The organism is Agrobacterium sp. ST15.13.013 (assembly GCF_027956525.1).
Taxonomy (GTDB): Bacteria; Pseudomonadota; Alphaproteobacteria; order Rhizobiales; family Rhizobiaceae; genus Agrobacterium; species Agrobacterium salinitolerans.
Map to the genome: position 1 here is coordinate 88291 of NZ_JAQKGP010000016.1, position 25096 is coordinate 113386.

Sequence of the window (25096 nt, forward strand, 5' to 3'; positions counted from 1 at the left end):
TTACCCGCCAAACTTCCCGCTACGTGGAAAGCCCTTCGGCACAGTGCGGCCCGCCGTCGCGCGGTCGGCCAGCCATTCGCGCAGCTCTTCACCGACCTTGTTGAAGAGACGCCCGGCCGTGTCGGACCAGCTGAGGCCCTCGGCAAGCGCGAAACATTTCACGTCGACAACGCCGCCATCCTTGTAGCGCTGGAGGCGCACGCCCTTGCCACGCGACATTTCCGGTATCTGCGCCAGCGGGAAGGCCAGGAGTTTGCGGTTTTCGCCGACGACAGCGACGTGGTCGCCGGTAACGGGAACCGCGAGCTTGGCTTCGTCAGGCATGGATACGTTCATGATCTGCTTGCCCTTGCGGGTATTCGCGACCATTTCGCTTTCCGCAACGATGAAGCCGTTGCCGGCGGTGGAGACGAGCAGCAGTTTGCGTGATGGATCATGTACGAAGGCGGTCAGGATATCCTGATCGTTCTCCATGTCGACCATGATGCGGATCGGCTCGCCATGTCCGCGGCCGCCCGGCAGCTTGTCGGCGCCGAGCGTATAGGCCTTGCCGCCCGTCGTCAGCAGCAGCAGCTTGTCGGTCGTCTGCGCCGGGAAAGCGAGCTTCGGGCCATCACCCTCCTTGAAGGTGAGCGACGAGGTATCGGACATGTGCCCCTTCAGCGCCCGGATCCAGCCCTTCTGCGAGATGACGATGGTGACCGGTTCTTTCTCGATCATCGCCTGCTGGATGGCCTCGATATCGGCATCCGGCGCATCCGCGAACTGCGTGCGGCGGCGGCCAATCTCGGTCGCCTTGGCGTATTTCTTTTTGACCTCGCCGATTTCCCAGGCGACCGTCTGCCACTGCTTGTCGTCGGAGGCAATCAGCGCTTCGATTTCGGCCTTCTCATTGCTGAGGTCGTCGAACTCCTTGCGGATTTCGAATTCCTCGAGCTTGCGCAGATTGCGCAGCCGCATGTTGAGGATGGATTCGGCCTGCAGGTCCGTCAGCGACCATTTCGCCATCATCACCTGTTTCGGCTCATCCTCCTCGCGGATGATGCGGATGACTTCATCGATATTCAGGTAGGCGACAAGCAGGCCGCCCAGAATTTCCAGCCTGCGGTCGATGGCCGCCAGGCGGTGGCGGGAACGGCGGACAAGAACGTCCTTGCGGTGCGCCAGCCACTCGCTCAGCACCTCGTTCAGCGCCATCACCTTCGGCACCTTGCCGAGCGATAGCACATTCATGTTGAGCGGCAGTCGGCTTTCGAGATCAGACAGGCGGAACAGCGATTCCATCAAGAGCGTCGCATCGACCGTTCGGCTCTTCGGCACCAGCACGATTCGCACGTCTTCGGCGGATTCGTCGCGTATATCCTCAAGAAGCGGCAGCTTGCGGGCAATCAGCAGCTCGGCGATCTTCTCGATCAGGCGCGATTTCTGCACCTGGAAGGGTATTTCGGTGATGACGATCTGGTAACCGCCGCGGCCGAGATCTTCCGTCTCCCATTTGGCGCGCACGCGGAAACCGCCACGACCGGTCTTATAGGCATCGAGAATATTCTCGCGGCTTTCGACAATCACGCCGCCCGTCGGAAGATCGGGGCCGGGAATGAATTCCACCAGCTTCTCCACCGACGCATCGGGATGCTTGATAAGATAAAGCGCCGCATCGCATAATTCATGAGCATTGTGCGGCGGGATTGACGTGGCCATGCCGACAGCGATGCCGGATGCTCCGTTCGCCAGCAGGTTCGGGAACGCGCCCGGCAGAACAACCGGCTCTGAATTTGACTCGTCATAGGTGTCGCGGAAATCAACTGCATCCTCGCCGATACCCTCGAGCAGAAGCTCGGCCACCGCCGTCATCTTACTTTCGGTGTAACGCATGGCGGCGGGGCTATCGCCATCGATATTGCCGAAATTACCCTGGCCGTCCACCAACGGATAACGCAGCGAGAAATCCTGCGCCAGACGCGCCAGCGCATCATAGATCGCCTGATCGCCATGGGGGTGGTAGTTACCCATCACCTCGCCGACAATCTTCGCGCATTTGCGGAAGGCGGAATTGGGCCGCAGACCCATTTCGCTCATGGCGTAGACAATACGCCGGTGAACCGGCTTCAGGCCGTCGCGCACATCCGGCAGCGCACGATGCATGATCGTGGACAAGGCGTAAGCGAGGTAGCGCTCTTCAAGCGCTGCCTTCAAATCGACCGGATGGATGTTATCGTCTCCGCCGGACGGAGGTACAAGATTTTTTCCCATGGTGCTTGACTAGCGGAAATGCCGATTCCCGGCAAGAAATTCAGGGGTCGCAGCTGTGGATGAACGCAACCCTTTCATGCGATTTTTTGTTAACCGCGTTGCAAATGCCGCAATGCCGCCGTCATGGGAATCGATCTAAATCCTATAGACCTTTGAATAATCGCGAATATAAGTATCAGCATTCGAATTCGAACACGGTGCACAGCCGTACGTTGAGGGAAGAAACATCATGAGACTGAAATCCACCCGGCAGGTTCTTTTCGCGAGCGCCGCGCTTCTTACGCTTTCGGCGCCCGCTTTCGCGCTGGATGGCGGGGATGTTCTGAAGAAGATCAATGCGGCCTATGCCGCACAGGGCGGCGAGATCGCTGCCGGCTCCGTCGCCGTTAACGGCTCGACGGTGACCCTGAACAGCGTGACCTTCAACCCGGTCGCCGATCCGGCCACGAAAATCCCGGTTGGCAATATCACGCTCGAAGGCGTCGAGGAAAACAACGGCGGCTACAAGATCGAGAACGCTCGTTTTGACGATATCGACTACCGGCAGGACAAGGTTGAGATCAAGGCGAGCGACATCTACATCTCCGGTCTCGTCATTCCCGCAGACTCCACCACCGGCACCGTCGATGCGCTGATGTTTTATGACGAAGCGCATAGCGGCCCGATCTCCGTTTCTGTCGACGGCAAACAGGCTTTCTCGCTTGAGGAAACCAGCGCGACGATGTCGGTCAGCGATGACAAGAACTCCATTGGCTTCGACCTTGACGCTTCCGGTTTCAAGGCCGATCTCAGCGAAGTCACTGATCCCGCGACCAAGGACGCGATCGAAAAGCTGAAGCTGCAGGCGCTCTCCGGCGACATGACCATGAGCGGCAGCTGGGAAGTGGCCTCCGGTACCATCGATGTTGAAGAATACGCCATCGACCTCGATGATGTCGGCCGTCTCAACATGTCGTTCGGCTTCTCCGGCTACACGCTCGCCTTCATCAAGTCGATGCAGGAGACGGTGAAGGCGCAGGCCGCCAATCCGAACAAGGAACAGGCGGATCAGGCGGCGAGCCTCGCCATGCTGGGCCTGATGCAGCAGTTGTCCTTCATCAACGCGGAGATCAGCTTCGAAGACGCCAGCATCACCAAGCGCGCCATCGACTATGCCGCAAGCCAGCAGGGCATGACGGGCGATCAGCTTGCCCAGACCATCAAGGGCATGGCCCCGATCATGATGGCTTCGCTCAATGTTCCGGAATTGCAGAACATGGTGTCGGCAGCAATTAACACCTACATCGACAATCCGAAAAACTTCTCGATTACGGCGGAACCGGAAAAGCCGGTTCCCTTTCCGATGATCATGGGCGCTGCGATGGGCGCGCCGAACACCCTGCCCAAAATGCTCGGCGTGACGGTGACGGCAAACGAATAGGACGACAAAGCCCCGGTTCAAAACCGGGGCTTTTCATTTTCACTCAATGCAGCGGTGCGGCAGCGGCTTCCTGCTTGTCGTGCAGGGCGAAGCGGTCGATCATATGGGCGCTCGCCTTATTGACGCCGATCACCTCGACCCGCTTGCCGCCTCTGCGGAACTTCAGGACCACCTTGTCCAGCGCGCCGACCGCCGAAATATCCCACAGATGCGCCTCCGTGACATCAATCGTCACCGCCTCCACCTCTTCGGCAAAATCGAAGGCGGCGATAAAGCTTTCCGTCGAAGCGAAGAAAATCTGGCCGTCGACGCGATAGATCCGCTCTCGGCCATCGGCTGAAAGCTCCGGCCGGACATGGAAGAGTTTTGAAACCTTGCCCGCAAAAAACACGCCGGAGAGAAGGACGCCGGCCAGCACGCCCTTTGCAAGGTCATGCGTTGCGAGCACCGTGCCGACCGTCACCAGCATGACGATGCTGGAGGATGGCGGATTGCGGCGCAGATCAAGAATGGAGCGCCACGAGAATGTGCCGATGGAGACCATGATCATGACAGCTACCAGCGCGGCCATGGGAATGATGCGCACGAGATCATCCAGCACCAGGATGAGGAACAGCAGGAACGCGCCCGCGACGAAAGTGGACAAACGGCCCCTGCCGCCGGAACTGACATTGATGACGGACTGGCCGATCATGGCGCAGCCGCCCATGCCACCGATGAGGGCAGACGCTATGTTGCTCGTCCCCTGCCCGATACATTCCTGGCTTTTGTTGCTGCCCGTATCCGTCATGTCGTCGACGATCTGGGCCGTCAGCAGCGATTCCAGCAGGCCGACAGCGGCGAGCGCGACGGAATAGGGAAAGATGATCTGTAGCGTCTCGAAGGTCAGCGGCACCTGCGGCAGGGCCAATATCGGCAGCGTCGAGGGCAACTCGCCGAGATCGCCGACCGTGCGGATATCCATGCCGGAGAAAACCGCAACGCAGGTCAGGGCGACGATGGCGACCAGCGGTGACGGGATGATCTTCGTGACCAGCGGAAAGAGATAAATGATCGCAAGGCCAGCCGCGATCATGACATAGGTTTCGACCGGCACGCCGATCAGTTCCGGCAATTGCGCCATAAAGATCAGGATCGCCAGCGCGTTGACGAAACCAGTCATGACTGAACGCGATACGAAACGCATCACCCGACCGAGCTTTGCAAAGCCCGCCGCGATTTGCAGTACGCCCATGAGGATGGTGGCCGCGAAGAGATATTGCAGCCCGTGTTCCTTGACAAGCGTGACCATCAGGACGGCGGTGGCGGCGGTTGCCGCCGAGATCATACCCGGTCTGCCGCCGGTGAAGGCGGAAACGCAGGCGATGGCGAAGGAGGCGAACAATCCCACCTTCGGATCGACGCCGGCGATGACGGAAAAGCCGATGGCTTCGGGAATGAGGGCGAGTGCCACGACGATGCCGGAAAGGAGATCGCCGCGAATATTGGAAAACCACTCACGTCTGTAAGTATGAAATCTGTTCATTTAATTTTTTTCGCAAAGAATGACGCACCGGCCGGAGCCATGTCCGGTAGATTAAGAAGGACTGTCGGTGCTTTGCGTTGTCTGGCGGATCGGCGGCCAGAAGAGCCACCCGGAATTTCACCGGGTCCGTGGTGAATGCCCCATCTATAAACGGCAAAAAAGCGGGCCGCAAGTTGTGACCCGCTTTTAAGATCAAGCTATCCTACCTCAGGTGGCGTTGGTCCGTGTGCTGTTTGCGACGTCGATCGAAACAGCCGCTCCAGACCAGTCCACTTTGCGTGTTGCAAACATGGTCGCCGCGATGGCGATGAACGATATGACCGCGCCGGCAAGCAACGCATACTCGTCCTCATTCAAGACCAGATACATCACGCCATAGGCCACCGCCAGAACGCTGAAAAGCGCAAGACCGTTGCTGCGACTACGGGTGGCACTGCCAAGATAAAAGGCAATCAGGGCCGCTGTGGAGAAGGAGGCCGCCGCATAGGCAACGGTGAAACCCGTATGTTCGGCGAGCGCGAGCAGCAGCACGTAGAAGACGATGAGTGCCAGACCCGTCAGCACATATTGTATCCAGTGCACAACGCTGCCGCCCTTGAGTTCCACAATGAAGACGGCGAGGAAGACAAGCGAGATGAAGCCGATGGAATATTTCAGTGTCCGGGCGATGACCTGATAGAACTTCACCGGCTCAACGAGATTGATCGTCATCAGGCTGTTGGAGAGCGGCAGCCGCGAACCCTCGACAACACGGTCTATGCCTCTTGCGAGATAGGGAATAGTCCAGCTGGCGTTGAAATCCGAAGCCGTGACCGTTTTGATTTCCGGCAGGAACAGGCCTTCGAAACCCGGATGCGGCCAATCGGCTTTTGCCGTAAAGCCCGTCGTCTGGCCGGCGGGTGCGACGGCGAAACTGCCCGACCCATTCAGCGAGAATGCGATATCGAAATCAAAGCCGCTCTCGATCAGGTTTCTGTCGATCGGCCTGTGCACGCCCGCATCTGATCTTATGGAGCTGTTTTCACCGGCGCGGCTTGAGATGACAGAAATATCGCGCATACCGGGATCGAAGGGCAAAACTGCGCCGCCGTTTATCCGAACCCCGGCGCTCGACCTTATACCGGTAATATCCTCTATGCTGAGGACGAGAATGGCGTTGTCGAGGCGCGGTGTGCCGGCAAAACGGGCGAGATCTGTCAGGACTCCCTGCCCGAAGCGCCCCTTCAGCACGAGATCACCGTTATAGACGGGCAAGCTGTAGATCGAGAGCTTCTTTTCCTCGGTTTTGAGGTCCGCTGTCACCTGCAGCGTTTCCGGCATGACCAGCGCCCACTCCGTCACGCGATCCACGATGGTTCGGCCATCAACCTCGCGGCGGCGCTCCACGTCGAAGGGCACGGCAAGATAAGGGCCATTCACAACCTGATCGCCGCCCCACCCGTTCGCGATCCGTCCGGAAACCTCCCTCGCCCGGGAGGCGCGCTCTTCCGTCAGCCCCCAGACGAGCATGAGTGGAACCAGCAGGATCATCGAGATGAGACCGATCATCAGAAACTTCGCGCCGGGTGAACGCAGGCTGGCGGCAAAATTGCCGCGCGGCATGGCTGGAGGAATTGGCCCGACCGGCGGTGGCGGCTCTTTGTTCGTCTCGTGTACCATTCTGAAATCCTCATAAATATGATCGCGCCAGAACCGGAAAAATTTCGGCTGGCGCCGTCCCAGTTTTAAAATCAAGTGGCTTGCATCCCCGAATTGGATACAGCCCCATACTGGGGTTGGATTTCGGCCGTTTATTCGCGGAATTCGGTAAATCTCGCGGAAAAATTGTGGCGACGCCGGGATTGGTGTGCCAGCAATAGTTCACATCGCGAGTGGTAGCTGGCTTTGGGGCGAAAGTGATGAGCGCAAGCGGAGCTAGAGCTTCAGCCGCTCGCGAAAGAAGACGAGCGCTACGGCCACACCGGTCGCGACGCCCACAATAACATCGACAAAACGGACAAGCCCGGCAACCTGCGGCCCCATCAGGAGCACCAGCATGGCTGAAGCGCCAGCCTGTATCGGCACGACCGGCGGGAGGCCGAACATGGAGGCGAGGATCATGGCGATGAAGGTCGCCGAGGCCAGCCGGATTTCAGCGAAATCATGTGGGACAAGGAGCGCGACCTCCCCGACGAGAATGCCGATGGTGACACCGACCATCAGCCCAAGGCCCTGACGGACATGGCTTGGAATTCCCGGAGCAAGGCAGATCAACGCGCTGATCGCAGCAAAGACGGGTTGTGGATGGCCAAGCCACCGATGCGCCACCCAGAACGCAAAAGCGGCCGCAAGTGCGGCCGCCAATGCACGGGTGAAGGCTGCGCGAACCCGGTCGAGCAGCGTCTTCAACACGATCAGTCTTTCTTGGACGGAACGACGCGCAGCGCCAGTTCGCGAAGCTGCGTCGGCGTTGCCGGCGACGGCGCGTTCATCAGGAGATCCTGCGCCTGCTGGTTCATCGGGAACAGCGTGATTTCGCGCAGGTTCTTCGCGCCGACCAGCAGCATGACGACACGGTCGATGCCGAATGCGCAACCGCCATGCGGAGGCGCGCCGTACTGGAACGCGCGGTAGAGGCCGCCGAAGCGCTCTTCCACGTCGCTCTGCGACAGGCCGACCTTTTCGAAGGCCTTGACCATCAGCTCGGGCGACTGGTTACGGATCGAACCGGAAGCGATTTCGAAGCCGTTGCAGACCGCATCATACTGGAAGGCCTTGATGGAGAGCGGATCCTGCCCTTCCAGCGCTTCCATGCCACCCTGCGGCATGGAGAAGGGGTTGTGGGCGAAATCGATCTTCTTTTCTTCTTCGTTATATTCGAAGAAGGGGAAGTCGACGATCCAGCACATTTCGAAACGGTCGCGGTCGATCAGGTTCAGTTCGTCGGCGGCGCGGGTGCGCGCTTCACCGGCGAACTTGTAGAACTTGGCGGGATCACCGGCGACGAAGAAGCAGGCGTCGCCCGCCTCAAGGCCGAGCTGCTGGCGAAGCGCCTCGGTGCGTTCCTCGCCAATGTTCTTGGCGAGCGGGCCGGAGCCGCCGACCTTGCCGTCTTCTTCCTTCCAGAAGATGTAACCGAGGCCGGGCTGGCCCTGGGACTGCGCCCAGGCGTTCATGCGGTCGCAGAATGCGCGCGAACCGCCGGTCTTGACCGGAATTGCCCAGACCTGAACCTTCGGGTTGGAGGCGATCATGTTCGCGAAGACCTTGAAACCCGAACCATCGAAGTGCTCGGTCACGGCCTGCATGACGATGGGGTTGCGCAGGTCCGGCTTGTCGGAGCCGTATTTGCGGATCGCTTCATCATAAGGAATGCGCGGCCATTCTTTGGTGACAGGCTTGCCTTCGGCGAATTTCTCGAAGACGGCCGTCATCATCGGCTCCATCGTGGTCCAGACATCTTCCTGGGTCACGAAGCTCATTTCGACGTCGAGCTGGTAGAATTCGCCCGGCAGGCGGTCGGCGCGCGGGTCTTCGTCGCGGAAGCACGGCGCGATCTGGAAGTAGCGGTCGAAACCCGCCACCATCAGAAGCTGCTTGTACTGCTGCGGCGCCTGCGGCAGAGCGAAGAACTTGCCTTCATGAATACGCGACGGCACGAGGAAGTCGCGCGCGCCTTCCGGCGACGAGGCCGTGAGGATCGGCGTCGTATATTCAGCAAAGCCGGCATCCGCCATGCCTGTGCGCATGGCGGAGATGATCTGCGTGCGCTTGACGATGTTCTTGTGCAGCGTTTCGCGGCGCAGGTCGAGGAAGCGGTATTTCAGGCGAACGTCTTCGGGGTAGTCAGGCTCGCCGAAGACCGGCAGCGGCAATTCCTTGGCCACGCCGAGAACCTCGATCTCCTGGGCGTAAAGCTCGATCTCGCCGGTCGCCATGCCCTTGTTGACGGTGTCTTCCGAACGCGCCTTGACGAGGCCGTCGATGCGGATGACCCATTCGCCGCGCACGGTTTCGGCAACCTTGAAGGCCGGGCTGTCAGGATCGGCAACCACCTGGGTAATGCCGTAATGGTCGCGAAGGTCGATGAAGAGAACGCCGCCATGATCTCGCACGCGGTGAACCCAACCGGAAAGGCGAACGGTTTCGCCGACGTCGGACTTGCGGAGAGCGGCACAGGTGTGGCTGCGGTAACGATGCATTTTTATATCCTGGAACGTGTCGTGCGCCCGTTGGAGGCCAGATGGGCGGCACTGTCGAAATTTGCCGGAAAAGCGCATGGCCAGCCTGATTTGTCAAGGCAAAGCGCAACAATGTCGCCTTCAGCCTGTCCTTTCCTCTGCCTTCGCTTTAGATAGGACTAATCCAGCCCGCCAAACCGAGTCGGCCCGCAATGAGCCAGATCAGACCTCTTATCCCGCTTCTCGTGACTGCCGGTATCCTCATCGGCGGCAACGGCCTGCAGGGAACCTATATAGCGCTGCGCGGTCTCTCCGAAGGTTTTTCCGCCAGCACCATCGGCCTCATCAGCGCCGCCTATAGCATCGGATTTGCACTCGGCTGTATTTCCGTAACGCGGCTTTTGCGCAAGATCGGGCATATCCGAACCTTTGCGACCATGGCCGCGGTCGCCTCCGCCGCTTCCATCGCCATGCCGCTCATCATCCACCCGCTATTCTGGATGCTGATGCGTTTCGTCATCGGCATTGCGGTCGCCTGTCTTTTTGCGGCTATCGAAAGCTGGATCAACGCGCAGGTCACGAATTCAAATCGGGCGCGCACGCTCTCCATCTATCGTTTCGTCGATCTCGGCTCCGTGACGCTGGCGCAATATGTCATTGCCGTGATGGGTGTCGAAGGTCCGGTGGTGTTTTCGTTAATTGCGATAGCGCTGGTGTTGTCTCTGGTGCCGATCTCGCTTGCCGACAAGTCCAACCCTGCCCCGCCGAAACAGATTCCCTTCGATCTTTTCGCCGTCTGGCGCATTTCCCCGCTTGCGGTCGTCGGTTGCGTGGCGGTTGGCCTCAGCATGGCAGCCTTCCGCAATATCGGGCCTATCTATGCCGAGCAGATCGGCTTTTCCGTTACCGCCATTGCCACCTTCATGAGTGCGGGCATTATCGGCGGGGTCGTGCTGCAATATCCGCTCGGCGTTTATTCCGACCGTTACGACCGGCGCATCATCATTCTCGCCACAACGGCGGGCTCGGTCATCGTCGGCCTGTTTCTCGCATTCTTCGCCGGCACGAATGAATGGAGCAACATCATCGGAGTCTTCATCTTCGGCGCTTTCGCCCTGCCGCTTTATTCATTGAGTTCCGCCCACGGCAACGACCACGCCAAGGAAGGCGAACATGCGATGATGTCGGCTGGACTGTTGTTTTTCTGGTCTGTCGGAGCGACGGTCGGGCCGCTTCTTGCCTCCGTCCTGATCGATCATTTCGGCCCGAAGGCGCTGTTCAGCTATACGGCCGCAATACAGATTGTTTTCATCGCTTACACGATTTACCGGCTGCAGGTGCGCGAAGGCGTACCACTTGAGGAACGGAACTGGCGGTTCAGCTCGCTGTTGCGCACCTCGGCCTATTTCCAGAAGCTCGCCGCCCCCAACCCACCCAAAAAGGATGGGCCGGAGCCCAATCCGCCTGAGAAAAACGATCCATGAGCCTTGAAAAGCGGGCTTTGTATTGACATGCGCGCGGCAAAGGGAAAGTAAGACGGATAATTTTCACGAGTGGCCATTTGCAATGATTGAAACGACTGCCGCCCTCGCCGAGGCCTGCACGGAACTGGCGAAATCGGAATTCATTACCATCGACACCGAATTTTTGCGGGAAACGACCTTCTGGCCCGAGCTTTGTCTCGTCCAGATGGCGAGCCCTACCCTTGAGGTGCTGGTCGACCCACTCGCCAAGGGCATTGACCTTACGCCGTTGTTCGAACTGATGGCCAATCCAAACGTCGTGAAGGTTTTCCATGCGGCGCGTCAGGATATCGAAATCATCTATCATCTGGGCGGGCTGATACCGCATCCGATCTTCGATACGCAGGTCGCCGCCATGGTCTGCGGTTTCGGCGATTCGATTTCCTACGATCAGCTGGTCCAGAGAATCAAGAATGTGCAGATTGACAAATCCTCGCGCTTTACCGACTGGAGCCGTCGTCCGCTGACCGAAAAGCAGCTGGATTATGCGCTGGCCGACGTGACCCATCTGCGCGATGTCTATCTGGCGCTGAAAGCCCAGCTGGAGCGCGAAGGCCGCTCGCTGTGGCTGACCGAAGAGATGGATATTCTGGAATCGCGCGACACCTATGACATGCACCCCGACGATGCATGGCTGCGGTTGAAATCGCGTCTGCGAAAGCCGACGGAACTTGCGATCCTCAAATTCATCGCCGCCTGGCGCGAGCGTGAGGCGCGCTCCCGCAACGTGCCGCGGTCGCGCGTCCTCAAGGACGATGCGATCTTCGAAATCGCCCAGCAGCAGCCGAAGGACGCCGAGGCGCTGTCGCGGCTTCGCACCATTCCCAAGGGTTGGGAACGGTCCGCCTCCGGCACCGCCATCATCGAAACGGTGAATGCGGCGCTGGCACTGCCGAAAGAAGAGATGCCGAAGGCGCCGCGTCACAGCCACGCACCGGAAGGTTCCGGTGCTGCCGTGGAGCTTTTGAAGGTTCTGCTGAAGCTGACGGCAGACAAGCACGGCGTCGCCGCCAAGGTTATCGCCAACAGCGACGATCTGGACAAGATCGCCGCTGAGGGCGAAAAAGCGACCGTGGCGGCGCTGACCGGCTGGCGGCGGGAACTCTTCGGCGATGTGGCCCTGAAGCTCATCAATGGCGAAGTCGCGCTGCGCTTTGCCGGCAAGAAGGTCGAGGCGGTGGAGGTTGCGGCAAGCGAGCCATAACGGCCCGCCGCTTTCCACCCCGACGACGACCTCCTCGACCGCTATAATCGCGGCCCGAAAGGCATGGGCAGCGGCTGGAGAGGCTGGAAGGAGAACGTCCCTTCACCATTGACTGCGCCACCTGCACCCGCACGGGAGAACGCTGTTCGACCGGGCCTGGATCGACGGCGACCGGCTGCGTTTCGCCGCCTTCCCCGTCAAATGGTCGAAACGCTCGCCGGATGACTGGCCGCAATCCCCGCTTGAAACCGCCTATCACAGAACATTCTATCAGGCGTATAAGAGCGGCAACGCCGATTTTGCGGCAACGGCGCAACAGCCTTACCAATCCTTCATGCAACCTTACCGATTGCTCACTTTTTGCGGCGCTTTTTCCACATTAATGTCGCATATGACCTCAACAGAAGCTTCGCACGAAGGGAGCGGCCTGCCCTTCTTTCCCAAGACCAAAGCCTTCCCTTCCCGAGACCCAAGAACCGACATGAGAAAATTGCTGCCCATTCTGGATTACGTGGTGCTCTTCGTTGCCGTGGCCGGCAGCGGCGTGGCATACGCCTTTCTGGAATATGGCGGCGGTGCATTGATCGGCGCGACCTATGCGCTGTTTGCCTGCGCACCCATCCTCGCTTTCGAGCGCGGTTACATCATGCCTGGCCTGTCGCGGCAGGTGAGCGCCCTGCCGACGCCGGCCTATATCGCCGTCGGCCTCGTCATTTATGCCATCCTCGTCTTTTGCGGCTTCGGGCTTGGCGGCACGATCCTGTGGTTGAGCGGGATATTTCCAGGTACCTGGAAACGCGCCGTCCATGCCGAGCTGCAGACGCTGATCTTCACCCTCATTGTCTGCGGCATCATCGTCTTCATCATGAGGGTGCGCGAGCTTCTCGGCCGCGATATCTTCATCGACCTCATCCTGGGGCGTTATCGCCGGCCGGTCAGCGAAGACCGCGTCTTCATCTTCATCGATCTCGTCGGCTCCACCTCCTTCGCAGAGACCCATGGGGACCTGAAGGCCCAGGAATTTCTCGGGGAAATCTTTGCAAGCTATGCCGCACCTGTCAGAAAACACGGCGGCGTCATCGACGACTATATCGGCGACGCCGCCATCATCACCTGGCCCTATCACATGGCGATAAGGCGGGCGGCCTGCGTGCGCTGCGTCTTCGATATTCAGGCGACCATTGAAAATTCCCGCGACGTGTGGCTTTCCCGCTTCGGCGAGGTGCCGCGCCTGCGCTTCGCCATTCATGGCGGGCCGGTCATTACAGCGGAAATCGGCGTCGACCATCACAAGATCACCTATTTCGGCGATACGGTGAACACGACCTCGCGGCTCGAATCGCTGAGCAAGATGCTCGGCCATCCGGTGCTGATTTCCGCCGACCTCGCCCATCAACTGGTGCTTCCCAAGGGCGTGCGCAGCGAATATCTCGGCGAACATGCGGTGAAAGGCCGTGGCCAGACGCTGGGCGTTTGCACGCTCAGCCAATATCAGGCGCCCGCCGTATAATTTCATCAAAGCTTCAAACGGCAATCACCCGCCTGTCATGTGGCGACCCTATCGCGTCAATCCTGTCTTCAACAGGTATTGAGAGGGGTCTCCATCATGAAGCACATTCTTTTTGCGTCCTGCGCCATCCTTGCACTCGCCTCCATCTCGCAAGCCGCCGAACAGGAGTTCCCGGCAAAGCTGGTCTCTCACGCCATCCTGCCGGCAAACACCATCATCCCGGCGCCCACGGACGCGCCTGAGCACCTCAAGACCTCCGCCAAGTTCACCACCGCCGACCGCAAGCGCGCGGAAGGTCTCGGCACCGTACCCGGCAAGGACGGCGTGCGCCTGACCGGCCTTTCCATGCCGTTCAACGGCCAGCCGATGCAGGGTTTTTCCGGCATCAAGGCGATGCCGGACGGCAGCTTCTGGAGCCTTTCCGACAACGGTTTCGGTTCCAAGTTGAATTCCAGCGACGCCATGCTGATGCTTCACCATCTGAAGTTCGATTGGGACGCCGGAAAGGTCAATGCGCTTGAAACCGTGTTCCTTTCCGATCCTGACATGAAGGCGCCCTTTCCCATCGTTCTGGAAGGCTCGAGTACGCGTTACCTGACGGGCGCGGATTTCGACGTTGAATCCATTCAGCCGGTTGCCGATGGTTTCTGGGTCGGCGAGGAATTCGGTCCCTACATCCTGAAATTCACCCGCGACGGTAAGCTGACCGACGTCATCTCCACCAAGGCCGGCGACATCGAGGTGAAGTCTCCAGATCATCCCGCCCTTGCCCTGCCCGGCAACCCGACGCAGAAAATGCCCGCTTTCAACCTGAAGCGTTCAGGCGGTTATGAGGGCATGGCGCTCTCCAAGGACGGCTCGAAGCTCTACGGCCTGCTGGAAGGCCCGCTTTACACAGCCGACGGCCAGGTGGAAAAAACCGACGACGGCGCGACCGCGCTGCGCATCGTCGAACTCGACACCGCCAAGAAGGAATGGACCGGCCGCAGCTGGCTTTATCCCCTGGCGGAAGGCGGCGAGGCAATCGGCGACTTCAACATGCTGGATGACGCGACCGCCCTCGTCATCGAGCGCGACAACGGCGCCGGCACCGCCGACAAGGCCTGCGCCGACCCCAAGGCTCCAGCTGCAGACTGCTTCGCCCGCCCTGCCAAGCTGAAGCGCATCTACAAGATCGAATTCAACGACGCCAATGTCGGCAAGTCCGCCCGCAAGATCGGCTATATAGACCTGATGAAGATCTCCGACCCGGACAACAAGAAGCGTCAGGGCGGCGGCAACGGCTATTACGACATGCCTTTCGTCACCATCGAGAATGTCGACCGTGTCGATGCCAACCATATCATCGTCGGCAACGACAACAACCTGCCCTTCTCGGCCGGTCGGGCTCTGGACAAGGCTGACGACAACGAATTCGTCCTGCTGGAGGTCAAGGACCTGCTGGACGCAAAGTAAGACGAAGGCTGCTGTCACTTGCTTTGACGGCTGCGAATGATCCCGACGGAGCGCCCGGCAGACACAAATGTCTGCTTGGTGCTCCGTTGCTATTTTCCAGAGCTAAAGCAACTCCGGTGAACGCCGGCTCACCTCCATGGCTCTAACTCTTTGTTTTTGCGCATTTTCAGACGTAAACCGAGCACACTTCTGCTGAAAATGCTTTAACCGAAACATACGTGTGGAAAAGAAGACGTTTCATGCAGGACCATGCAGAAAGACTTTATTACGCCCTGAAGAAAAGTTGGTCGGGCGAGACGAGCGGCCTCTGGTCGCGGGAAAACCCCGCCAAGGGCCAAGGCAGCGTCACCGCGCTGGTGGTGCAGGATATTCTTGGCGGCGAACTCGCCAAAACCGCCGTCAGCGGCACCGAGCATTTTTACAATATCGTTGAAGGCACGCGCTGGGATTTCACGTTTAGCCAGTTCGATGTTCCGGTCGGCTATCAGGACAGGCTTGCCAGCCGCACCGAAGCCATGGCGACAATAACGCCGTTGCAATATGCCTATCTCAGCGCCTGCATCCGCAAGGCGCTCGGGCACGGGTAAACCCCTGATCACATGATATTTTAAGGGGTGAAACAGTCGCGCCATGTTTCAGGGGTCTCTAACTGCAAACAGCTCTGACGCATCCCTTGTCGAGAACAAAAAATCCATCTTGAGGAACCTCGAGTTCAAGCATTTCCGGTATTGAGATATCAAGATATACACCCCGCAAAATTCTCCCGAAAAGACCGTGAGAGACTGCAATCGTCGGCGTGCGCACCGTTGCCAGCCATGCCCTTGCCCGATTGCAGACTTGATCGAGTTTCTCTCCGTCCGGTGATTTGAAGTACCAGTCGTAAGCAGTCGATCCGCAGAGCGCTCCCGGAAATTCATGTTCGATCTCAAATTTCGTCAAGCCGTCCCACGAACCCACCGAAACCTCCATCAGCCGTTCGTCGTCATTTTTATGGAGCGGTAAGATCGACTGTAAAATAGCGGCCGTCTGCTGCGTTCTGCCGAGCGGGCTGACACAAAATTCTAAGGATTGTTCGCTGCCGGCAATCTCGCGTTTGAGCAACGTCGCGACGATATTCGCCTGCCTTACGCCATGGGAGGTCAGGGGTGAATCCTTGATCCCCTGATACCGACCGAGCGTATTCCACACGGTCTCACCGTGACGCACCAAATAGATCATGACGATCCGCTGCCGTTTCTTAGCGCTTTAATCATTCGTCGGGGCGACGAAAGCCACAATAAGCTTGCCGTACCGCTTTCTCGGTTCACTCGAACACGAAGGCCAGCCGCTTGCCCGTCAGCTTCGCCAATTGCTGCAGGCGGCCATCCAGTCGCTCGCCGGCGAAATCGCAATAATCGTGCGGCACGACGAATTCCAGATCGAGATCGGGGTTGCCGGATTTGCGAAATTTCAGGTGGTCGACGACGCCCGGCATCGAGGCCGAGAAGAGGTAAACGACGCGGAGCAGGCCGCCCAGCAGCTTGCCGAGTTCCTGCAACCGGTCTCCCGCCATGGCGGCAAGCGGCTGCGTGGTGCCGTTGTCGTTCAGACCTTCGAAGCGATAATAATTGGCGAGCGCAATATAGGCGCGGCCGGGATGGGTGATCGCCACGAAGGAGGAATGGGCGATGATGTTGAGCGCCTGCAACCCGCGATAATCCGGATGGGCGCGCCAGCTGATATCGGCCAGCAGGCAGGCCGCCTGCCGGTAGCGGCTTTCTTCTTCCGTCTCGTCAACACCGAAGACAGGAAAGGTGCGACCGCTCCAATCCGCCAGTTCGCGCGCATGTTCGGGAGAACGGGCACGCAAAATGGCAAGCTCATCCGCCGCGACAAGCAGCGGATCAGAATTCCGCTCTTCTTCCGTCAGCAGCGAATAAAGATACCCTTCACGCACGCCCTGCGCGGAGAAGGCGATCTTGGCCGGCTTCATCGCTCTCAGAACTTCCCGCATGGCGATGGCACCAAAGGGAAGAAGCGAGCGGCGGTTCTTGGAAACCGCCTGCCAGGCCGGATCCTTGCTATCCCGGGAGACGATGACTTCTTCCAGAAAATTCAGCATTTCCGCCAGCGGCAATTCATATCCCTGCATCATGTGCAGCGGATAGCCCGATATCTCCATGTGCAGCTTGGCGATGTTTCGCCATGTGCCGCCCACCGCGTAAAAGGTGCGCCCCTCACCCGCCGCCAGAAGTTTGGCGAAGGATTTGACGTGTTTTCTGGCAATCGTCGCCGCTTTTTCCAACGAACCGTCCGACTGCTCCGACAGCCGCAGACCGCCGAGCGGCAGGGTGATGCCCTCGCCGCAGTTCTTACCCTTGATGTCGATGAGTTCGAGCGAACCGCCGCCGAGGTCGCCGGCGATACCGTCTGGATCATGGAAACCGCTGATCACGCCATAGGCGGAATAAAGCGCTTCCTTTTCACCCGACAGGACCTCAATCTCGCAGCCGAGGATGGCTTCAGCCTCACGGATAAAATCTGGACCATTTTCCGCCTCACGCGCGGCCGCCGTCGCCAGCACATAAAGCTGTTGCGCCTGAGCCTGCTCGGAAAGCGCATGGAAGCGCCTCAGCGCCATCAAAGCGCGGGTGACGCCCTCCTCATGCATGCGCCCCGTCAGCGCCAGTCCTTTGCCAAGGCCGCACAGGACCTTTTCGTTGAACAGCACGGCGGGCGCGCGGGAAAGACCTTCATATACGACGAGACGAACGGAGTTCGAACCAATATCTATGACGGAAACGGGGGCGAGGCCGGTCAGCCGCCCCTGTGCTTCTGATCGAGTCATTCAGCCTGTTTCTTGCGGGACGAAATCAACCCGGCAATCAATTTGGGCGCACTGGATTTCAAGGCTTCACCACGTCCGGAAAGGCTGGGATTGGTCATGAAATAGTGCTGCGCGTTGAACGGTTCTTCGCCTTTACGCACCTCGATGCGCCTCGACGTTCCGTCCGCAAGTATCTCGTAGCTCTGCTGGTTGTCAATGAGATTGCCCAGCATAATCTGTGAAAGAACCTGCTCATGCACGGTGGGATTGGTGAGCGGGACCAGCGTTTCCACACGCCGATCAAGGTTGCGCGGCATCATGTCGGCCGAGCCGATATAGACCAGCGCCTTGTCGGACGGCAGGCCAAAACCATTGCCGAAGCAGAAAATGCGGCTGTGCTCGAGGAAGCGGCCGACGATGGATTTGACGCGGATATTGTCCGACAGGCCCGACACCTGCGGGCGCAGGCAGCAGATGCCGCGCACGACGAGGTCGATCTCCACGCCAGCCGCGCTGGCGCGGTAAAGCGCATCGATGATTTCAGGATCGACCAGCGAATTCATCTTCATCCAGATCGCCGCCGGCGCGCCGCTCTTGGCATGCTCGATCTCTTCGTTGATGTGCTTCACGATGCGGGCGCGCAGCGTATAGGGCGAAACGGCCAGCTTCATGCCCTCTTCCGGTTCGCCGTAACCCGTGATGAAGTTGAAGATGTTCGCCATGTCATGGGCGATCTTCGGGTTGCATGTGAAGAAGGACAGGTCGGTGTAGATCTTGGCGGTGATCGGGTGATAATTGCCGGTGCCGAGATGGCAATACGTTCTCAGCTTGCCATCCTCGCGGCGCACAACCATCGACATCTTGGCATGGGTCTTGAGTTCGATGAAACCGAACACCACCTGCACGCCAGCGCGCTCCAGGTCGCGCGCCCAGCGGATATTTGCTTCTTCGTCGAAACGCGCCTTCAGCTCGACCAGCGCCGTGACAGATTTGCCGGCTTCGGCCGCGTCGATCAGCGCGCGAACGATCGGGCTGTCGTTGGAGGTGCGGTAGAGCGTCTGCTTGATGGCAAGCACTTCGGGGTCGCGCGCCGCTTGCAGCAGAAACTGGACGACGACGTCGAAGCTCTCATAGGGATGGTGAACCACCATGTCCTTTTCGCGGATGGCGGCAAGGCAATCGCCGGCATGTTCGCGCACGCGCTCCGGGAAACGCGCGTTGTAAGGTTCGAATTTCAGGTCGTCGCGCGGCGCGCGCACGATTTCCGAAATGGTGTTGAGCGCCAGAAGACCCGGCAGAACGGCGACGCGGTTATCCGGCACGCCAAGCTCATGCACCACGAACTGGCGCAGCGACTGCGGCATTTCGCTATCGGTCTCGATGCGGATGACCGAACCGCGGCGGCGGCGCTTCAGCGCGCTTTCGAAAAAGCGGACCAGATCTTCCGCCTCTTCCTCCACCTCGATATCGCTGTCACGGATGATACGGAACGTGCCAAAGCCCCGGACGCTATAGCCGGGATAAAGCCGGTGGATGAACAGGCCGACCACATCTTCAAGCGTGATGTAGCGGATGGCGTTCTTGTCGTCCGGCAGGCGCACGAAACGGTCGAGCGCGGGCGGCAGACGCAGGAGCGCCGTCATCGGCTCGCGGCCGTTGACGCTGTCGAGCTGCAGGCCCATGGAAAAGCCGAGATTGGGAATGAAGGGGAACGGGTGCGCCGGGTCGATGGAGAGCGGCGTCAGAACGGGGAACATGCGTTCCTCGAACTCCGTTTCCAGCCAGATGCGGTCGGCGTCCGAAAGTGCGGCGGGGCGCACGATGAAAATTTCTTCTTTGGCGAGATATTGCTGCAAAACAGCGAGCGATGCCTGCTGCTCCATCTGCAGATTATCGATTTCCTTCAGAATATCTTCGAGCTGCTCAGCCGGCGTCTTGCCGTCAGGCGTCCTGACGGTGATCTTCTGGCGTACCTGCCCTTCAAGGCCGGCGACGCGGACCATGAAAAATTCATCGAGGTTGGCGGCCGAGATGGACAGGAAGCGCAGCCGCTCAAGCAGCGGATGATCCGTGTTCAGCGTTTCCTCGAGAACGCGGCGATTGAACTGGAGCCAGGAGAATTCGCGGTTGATGAAACGCGCCGGGCTGTCCCAGAGGTTCTCGCCCTCAGCCACAGGCTGAACCTTGTTGAAGTCTTCCTGCGCGATAGCGTCCATGCCCTGTTCCGTCCCCTGACCGATTTCCGTCCCGTGATCTTGCTGCATCGCGCGATCGTCCTTCTTGCCCGTATAACAGTTTGACGACGGAACTGTGACAGTCAATCGACGTCCAGTCCGCTGCCCGCCGTTGCGTTGTCCATCGCATTGAGGACCTCCGCCACCAGCGGACGGGTAATTCTCGTTCCACGCGCGAGCGCCAGACGGTCGATCCGATCCACGATCGTCTGCGCCGTATCGAGCGAACGCTCCATTCTATTGACGATGTAACCTATGAGTTTGTCATCCATGTAAAGCTGTCGGTCGGCGAAGAGTTTTACCAGCACCTGCGCCAGCAGCCCTTCGTCCGGCTCGCCGGTTTCCACCACCGTTACCGCTTTGAGGCGCGAGCGCAGATCCGGCAGCGTCACCGGCCATGCGGCGGGCCATTGCCGGCTGGTCATCAAAAGCGTCGTGCCGTGCTGGCGAACGCTGTTGATGACATGGAAAAGTTCGGTCTCGTTAAAACCGCGCCGGTCGGCGTCCTCGAAAAGAACCGGTCCCGTTTCGGCAGCACGCGCGGCATCAGAGCCAGCTTCAGGGTGAATGTCGCGCGCGTCGCTGATATTTTTCCAGATATTGGCAAGATGGGATTTGCCCGAACCCGGCGGCCCGGCCAGCACCACGACGGGCGAGCGCCAGTTCGGCCATTCATCAATAAGGCTGACGGCAGCCGCGAGCGAGGCGGAGACGAGGAGATCATCCCTGCCGGAGGCGGACTGGTGCGAGAATGCGAGCGGCAGCTGCTCGGCCTTCGACCGGGCGTTGTCGGTTTTGATTTGGTCAGTCATCGTCAGCTCTGAGAGTCAACCTTGCCGGAGGACGTTTCCCCTTCTTCAAGGGCGGGGTTTGTGTCCCAGGGAAGGTTGGCGGCATGCCCGTGGTAAAGATCGCTTTCAAGATACCGCGACAAGGCGAAGCGGACAAGCACACCGACCGCCGCCGCCGCCGGCACCGCCACGAGAAGCCCGACGAAACCGAAAAGCGCGCCGAAGGCGAAAAGGGCGAACATGAGCCAGACCGGATGCAGGCCAACGCTTTTGCCGACGAGCTTCGGCTGCAGGATATTGCCTTCGATAAACTGCCCGGAAAAGAACACGACGAGCGTCAGAAACACATAGATGTAATCGGGCCAGAACTGCACGATGGCGACGCCGACGGCGAGGATGAGGCCGACCATGGAGCCGATATAGGGAATGAAGCTGATGAGGCCGGAGAAAAGGCCGATGAGCAGGCCGAAATTCAGGCCCACCAATGACAGGCCGACGGCATAATAGACCCCGAGGATAAGGCAGAGCGACCCCTGCCCACGCACGAAACCGGCAATGGTCTTATCCATGTCGCGGGCGATTTGGCGGACGGTATGGACATAATCGCGCGGTATCCAGCTGTCGACCTTGTCGATCATCCGGTCCCAGTCGAGCAGCAGATAGAAGGCGACCACGGGCGTGACGACCAGAAGCGACACGACATCGACCAGCGATTTGCCGGAATTCCATATCTGCGTCAAAAGCGTGCCGATGAAACCCGCGCCTTCGGTCAAAAGCTTTGAAAAATTCTCCTTCACGGCGTCAATCTGGCTGCTCACCCAGTCCGGCAGGAGATTGGTGTCGGCGCCGGCGATCAGTTGCTGCAGCGAGGAGATATATTGCGGGATGCGCGTGATGAATTCCGAGGCCTGGGCGGCGATCAGGGGAATGATGATGATGAGCGACAGCGCGAAGATCAGCACGAAGGAGACGAGAATGACGACGGTGGCCATCAGCCGGCTCAAGCCGCGCCGCTCCAGCCAGTCGGCAACCGGGTCGAGGAAATAGGCGAGCGCCATGCCCGCCACGAAAGGCAGGAGAATGGAGCTGAAGACCATCAGGAAAAGAATAAAGACGGCAAGCACGCCGATCCAGAAAAACACCTGCCGGCGCAGGCTCGTCCCGCTTACATGTGGTTGCATCCGTTCATCCTTTATCGCCGCACCGTCACCGCCCATGATGGAGATAGGATGCGCATATGCACATGGTCAAGACGGCGCTTTCACGCGCCGACAGAAGGAGACTGCCCGTACAGCAGCAAAATCCCTCATTTCCGGCCATCCCTCGCAACGGCAGGTTGACCGGCGGTAAATATTAGACAACTATCAAATATTGCCGGGAGAGCCAGCGGCGCTCTTTCGTATCCGGCGACCGGGGGCACGATGCAGAACAGCAGCGAAAATGGCATCGCGGAATATAATGCCGGTCTCTTCGATAATCCCGAAGTTGCCGAATGGTATGACAACCAGCAGCTTTACCCGGCCGAACGCATCATTCTCGATCAGTTCCGCCATGCCTATGCGGGCAAGCGGCTGCTTGACCTCGGCGTCGGCACCGGACGAACGACGAAGCCGCTTCTGCCGCTGGTGGAAGATTATATCGGCATTGACCGTTCGCAGCCGATGCTTGCGCTGGCGCGGCGCAATTTTCCCGCCGCCACGTTTCTCGACATGGATGTGCGGGCGATCGGCCAGTTCGGCGCGGAGCGTTTCGATTGCGTGCTCGGCGCGCTCGCAATTTTAAGCGCCTTCGATCATTAGGAGCGGCTTGCCATCATCCATGCCGTGCGAAGCATTCTCGCACCCGGCGGATATTTCATCTTTTCGTTTCACAATCGCGAATGGAAGCGGGCCGGCGGCATGCCGCTGCACCAACGTTCCTGGCACCCGCGCGAGGTGGTGAATTCGCTGCATCCGCAAAGCTGGATCAACTATCTGCGCCTGCAACCTTCGACACGGCGAACACCAGAATACGCCATTCTCGCGGATCAGGCGCACCGCTGGAGCGGCTTGTTTTATTTCATCGACCTTGCCGCCCAGACCCGCCAGTTGCAGGATGCGGGCTTCGAGGTGGTCGCCCGTTATGGCGAGAACGGACGACAGATCGAGAAAAATTCCGATACGTCCAATGACGGCCTGCTCAATCTCGTCTGTCGCGTCGCGCCGCAGCCATCGTGAGCACCCAATCCGGCTAGCACCGCCAAAGCCGTTAAAAACCGGAGCTTTTGCCACTGAAACCCTTGCATCAGGCCCCGTCCCGTGCGAATGGCGACGCCAAAGGAACCAGCGGAGACGAGAGCCATGAGCCAGTCGGGCAAGAACGGTCTTACCTATAGCGATGCGGGTGTGGATATCGACGCCGGCAACCTGATGGTCGAGAAGATCAAACCGGCGGTGCGCTCCACGCGGCGTCCCGGTGCGGATGGCGAAATCGGCGGCTTCGGCGGCCTGTTCGATCTGAAAGCCGCGGGTTTCACCGATCCGGTTCTGGTGGCCGCCAATGACGGCGTCGGCACCAAGCTGAAGATCGCCATCGATGCTGACTACCACGACACCGTCGGTATCGACCTCGTCGCCATGTGCGTCAACGATCTCGTCGTTCAGGGCGCGGAGCCGCTGTTCTTCCTCGATTATTTCGCCACCGGCAAACTCGACCCTGACCAGGGTGCGGCCATCGTTTCCGGCATTGCCGCGGGCTGCCGCGAATCCGGCTGCGCGCTGATCGGCGGCGAAACCGCTGAAATGCCCGGCATGTATTCCGATGGCGACTACGACCTTGCTGGCTTTGCCGTGGGTGCGGCCGAACGCGGCCAGCTTCTGCCGGCCGGCGACATTTCCGAAGGCGACGTCATTCTCGGCCTCTCCTCTTCCGGCGTTCACTCCAACGGCTTTTCGCTGGTGCGCAAGATCGTATCGATCTCCGGTCTCGACTGGAGCGCTCCCGCTCCCTTTGCCGACGGCAAGAAGCTTGGCGAAGCGCTGCTGACACCGACCCGCATATATGTGAAGCCGCTTTTGAAGGCGATCCGCGAAACCGGCGCACTGAAGGCGCTGGCGCACATTACCGGCGGCGGTTTTCCGGAGAATATTCCGCGCGTTCTGCCAAAGCATCTCGCCGCCGAAATCGATCTCGGCGCGATCAAGCTTCCCGCTGTCTTCTCCTGGCTCGCGAAAACCGGCGGTGTTGAAGCCAATGAAATGCTGCGCACCTTCAATTGCGGCGTCGGCATGATCGTCGTCGTTTCGGCTGAAAATGCCGAAAAGGTCACAGAGGTTCTGACCGCCGAAGGCGAAACCGTCTTCCCGCTCGGCCGCATGGTCGCCCGCGAAGAAGGCGCGCATGGCACCATCTACAAGGGCGCTCTCGGCCTATGATGAGCGCCGCCTTCCCGTCCGGCCGCAAACGCGTCGTCGTTTTCATTTCCGGCAGCGGCTCCAATATGGTGTCGTTGGCCAAGGCCTGTCAGGCGGCGGATTTTCCGGCGGAAATCGTCTGCGTGATCTCGGACAAGGCGTCTGCGGGCGGGCTGCAAAAGGCACGCGATCTCGGTATTCCGACGCTGGTCTTCGAGCGCAAGACTTATCCCAGCAAGGCCGAGCACGAAGGCGCCATTCTGGCGGCACTTGGCGAGATTGCGCCTGATATCATCTGCCTTGCCGGTTACATGCGGCTGATATCTGGGGATTTCATTGCCCCCTATGAAGGCCGCATCATCAATATCCACCCTTCCCTGCTGCCGCTTTTCCCCGGCCTGCACACCCATCAGCGTGCCATCGACAGCGGTATGAAAATTTCCGGCTGCACCGTGCATTTCGTCACCGAAGGCATGGATGAAGGCCCGACCATCGCGCAAGGCGCGGTGCCGGTGCTTTCCGACGATACGGCCGATACGCTTGCGGCACGCATTCTAACCGTCGAGCACCAGCTCTACCCACTGGCGTTGAAGCGGCTTGCCGAAGGCAAGGTTCGAATGGAAGACAGCAAGACTATATTCGCTGACGACGAGATTAAATCCGAACCTCAAAGCCTGATATCCGTCTTTTAACTTATTTATTACTAAATTACAAAATTCTTAATATTGTAATTTATGCCGAATAAACCGATTATTTACCATAATCATCTTTAATGGCATCAACGGCCTTTCATTTCAGGCTCTCCGGTCATTCAGGAGCGATT

At 59.3% G+C, this 25096-nt stretch carries 20 protein-coding genes and 1 other annotated feature; of the genes, 10 read left to right on the plus strand and 10 right to left on the minus strand.

Features of this window, described 5'->3' with window-relative positions:
- Complete coding sequence (gene parC, locus PL597_RS17035; RefSeq protein WP_077982522.1) at positions 1-2253, minus strand: DNA topoisomerase IV subunit A; 2253 nt, start codon at positions 2251-2253, stop codon at positions 1-3.
- 229 nt (positions 2254-2482) lie between these two features.
- On the opposite strand from parC, the gene PL597_RS17040 reads away from it, so the two are divergent.
- On the plus strand, positions 2483-3673 hold the full coding sequence (locus tag PL597_RS17040; RefSeq protein ID WP_271365776.1) for a hypothetical protein: 1191 nt from the start codon (positions 2483-2485) through the stop codon (positions 3671-3673).
- Positions 3674-3716: 43 nt separating this feature from the next.
- Here PL597_RS17040 and PL597_RS17045 read toward each other — a convergent pair whose 3' ends face one another.
- From PL597_RS17045 to aspS, 4 genes are all read right to left on the minus strand, one after another.
- On the minus strand, positions 3717-5198 hold the full coding sequence (locus PL597_RS17045; RefSeq protein ID WP_271365777.1) for a SulP family inorganic anion transporter: 1482 nt from the start codon (positions 5196-5198) through the stop codon (positions 3717-3719).
- A gap of 75 nt (positions 5199-5273) precedes the next feature.
- Positions 5274-5329: a sequence feature (sul1 is cis-regulatory element that is thought to sense ions involved in sulfur or methionine metabolism; They are found in Alphaproteobacteria), on the minus strand.
- 76 nt (positions 5330-5405) lie between these two features.
- Positions 5406-6857 (minus strand): cell envelope integrity protein CreD, encoded by a 1452-nt coding sequence (gene creD, locus PL597_RS17050; RefSeq protein WP_170985475.1) that lies wholly within the window; start codon positions 6855-6857, stop codon positions 5406-5408.
- A gap of 255 nt (positions 6858-7112) precedes the next feature.
- Positions 7113-7589, minus strand: a complete 477-nt coding sequence (locus PL597_RS17055; RefSeq protein ID WP_149146622.1) for an FUSC family protein — start codon at positions 7587-7589, stop codon at positions 7113-7115.
- A 2-nt stretch (positions 7590-7591) separates the two neighbouring features.
- Positions 7592-9379 (minus strand): aspartate--tRNA ligase, encoded by a 1788-nt coding sequence (gene aspS, locus PL597_RS17060; RefSeq protein ID WP_271365778.1) that lies wholly within the window; start codon positions 9377-9379, stop codon positions 7592-7594.
- Between the two features lie 191 nt (positions 9380-9570).
- Between aspS and PL597_RS17065 the strand changes: the two genes are divergently transcribed.
- The 5 genes from PL597_RS17065 (at position 9571) to PL597_RS17085 (ending at position 15637) form a co-directional block, all read left to right on the plus strand.
- A complete protein-coding gene (locus PL597_RS17065; RefSeq protein WP_077982527.1) occupies positions 9571-10842 on the plus strand; it encodes an MFS transporter in 1272 nt (423 codons plus the stop codon).
- Between the two features lie 82 nt (positions 10843-10924).
- Positions 10925-12085 carry a ribonuclease D gene (gene rnd / locus PL597_RS17070; RefSeq protein WP_077982528.1) on the plus strand — a complete coding sequence of 387 codons (1161 nt, stop codon included), beginning with the start codon at positions 10925-10927 and terminating at the stop codon, positions 12083-12085.
- Positions 12086-12566: 481 nt separating this feature from the next.
- Complete coding sequence (locus PL597_RS17075; protein WP_217004566.1) at positions 12567-13595, plus strand: adenylate/guanylate cyclase domain-containing protein; 1029 nt, start codon at positions 12567-12569, stop codon at positions 13593-13595.
- Positions 13596-13691: 96 nt separating this feature from the next.
- Positions 13692-15050 (plus strand): esterase-like activity of phytase family protein, encoded by a 1359-nt coding sequence (locus PL597_RS17080; RefSeq protein ID WP_269824217.1) that lies wholly within the window; start codon positions 13692-13694, stop codon positions 15048-15050.
- 239 nt (positions 15051-15289) lie between these two features.
- The gene (locus tag PL597_RS17085; RefSeq protein WP_142912543.1) at positions 15290-15637 is read left to right on the plus strand and encodes a YunG family protein; all 348 of its coding nucleotides are present in this window, start codon (positions 15290-15292) and stop codon (positions 15635-15637) included.
- A 58-nt stretch (positions 15638-15695) separates the two neighbouring features.
- Here the strand turns inward: PL597_RS17085 and PL597_RS17090 are convergent, their stop codons facing one another.
- From PL597_RS17090 to PL597_RS17110, 5 genes are all read right to left on the minus strand, one after another.
- On the minus strand, positions 15696-16268 hold the full coding sequence (locus PL597_RS17090; RefSeq protein ID WP_271365780.1) for a histidine phosphatase family protein: 573 nt from the start codon (positions 16266-16268) through the stop codon (positions 15696-15698).
- 85 nt (positions 16269-16353) lie between these two features.
- Positions 16354-17877 (minus strand): exopolyphosphatase, encoded by a 1524-nt coding sequence (ppx, locus tag PL597_RS17095; protein WP_077982535.1) that lies wholly within the window; start codon positions 17875-17877, stop codon positions 16354-16356.
- A complete protein-coding gene (locus PL597_RS17100; protein WP_416372236.1) occupies positions 17874-20072 on the minus strand; it encodes an RNA degradosome polyphosphate kinase in 2199 nt (732 codons plus the stop codon). Before PL597_RS17100 ends, ppx begins: the two co-directional genes overlap by 4 nt.
- Before the next feature lie 101 nt (positions 20073-20173).
- Entirely contained in the window at positions 20174-20902 is a 729-nt protein-coding gene (gene hdaA, locus PL597_RS17105) for a DnaA regulatory inactivator HdaA (RefSeq protein WP_191217764.1), read from the minus strand.
- Between the two features lie 2 nt (positions 20903-20904).
- Positions 20905-22062 carry an AI-2E family transporter gene (locus PL597_RS17110; RefSeq protein WP_271365783.1) on the minus strand — a complete coding sequence of 386 codons (1158 nt, stop codon included), beginning with the start codon at positions 22060-22062 and terminating at the stop codon, positions 20905-20907.
- 240 nt (positions 22063-22302) lie between these two features.
- Between PL597_RS17110 and PL597_RS17115 the strand changes: the two genes are divergently transcribed.
- The 4 genes from PL597_RS17115 (at position 22303) to purN (ending at position 24965) form a co-directional block, all read left to right on the plus strand.
- A complete protein-coding gene (locus PL597_RS17115) occupies positions 22303-22680 on the plus strand; it encodes a class I SAM-dependent DNA methyltransferase (protein ID WP_271365784.1) in 378 nt (125 codons plus the stop codon).
- Positions 22681-22704: 24 nt separating this feature from the next.
- Positions 22705-23097, plus strand: a complete 393-nt coding sequence (locus tag PL597_RS17120) for a hypothetical protein (RefSeq protein WP_271365786.1) — start codon at positions 22705-22707, stop codon at positions 23095-23097.
- Between the two features lie 123 nt (positions 23098-23220).
- The gene (gene purM / locus PL597_RS17125) at positions 23221-24294 is read left to right on the plus strand and encodes a phosphoribosylformylglycinamidine cyclo-ligase (protein ID WP_173988653.1); all 1074 of its coding nucleotides are present in this window, start codon (positions 23221-23223) and stop codon (positions 24292-24294) included.
- On the plus strand, positions 24291-24965 hold the full coding sequence (gene purN / locus PL597_RS17130) for a phosphoribosylglycinamide formyltransferase (protein WP_269824214.1): 675 nt from the start codon (positions 24291-24293) through the stop codon (positions 24963-24965). Before purM ends, purN begins: the two co-directional genes overlap by 4 nt.
- The last annotated feature ends 131 nt before the right edge of the window (positions 24966-25096 follow it).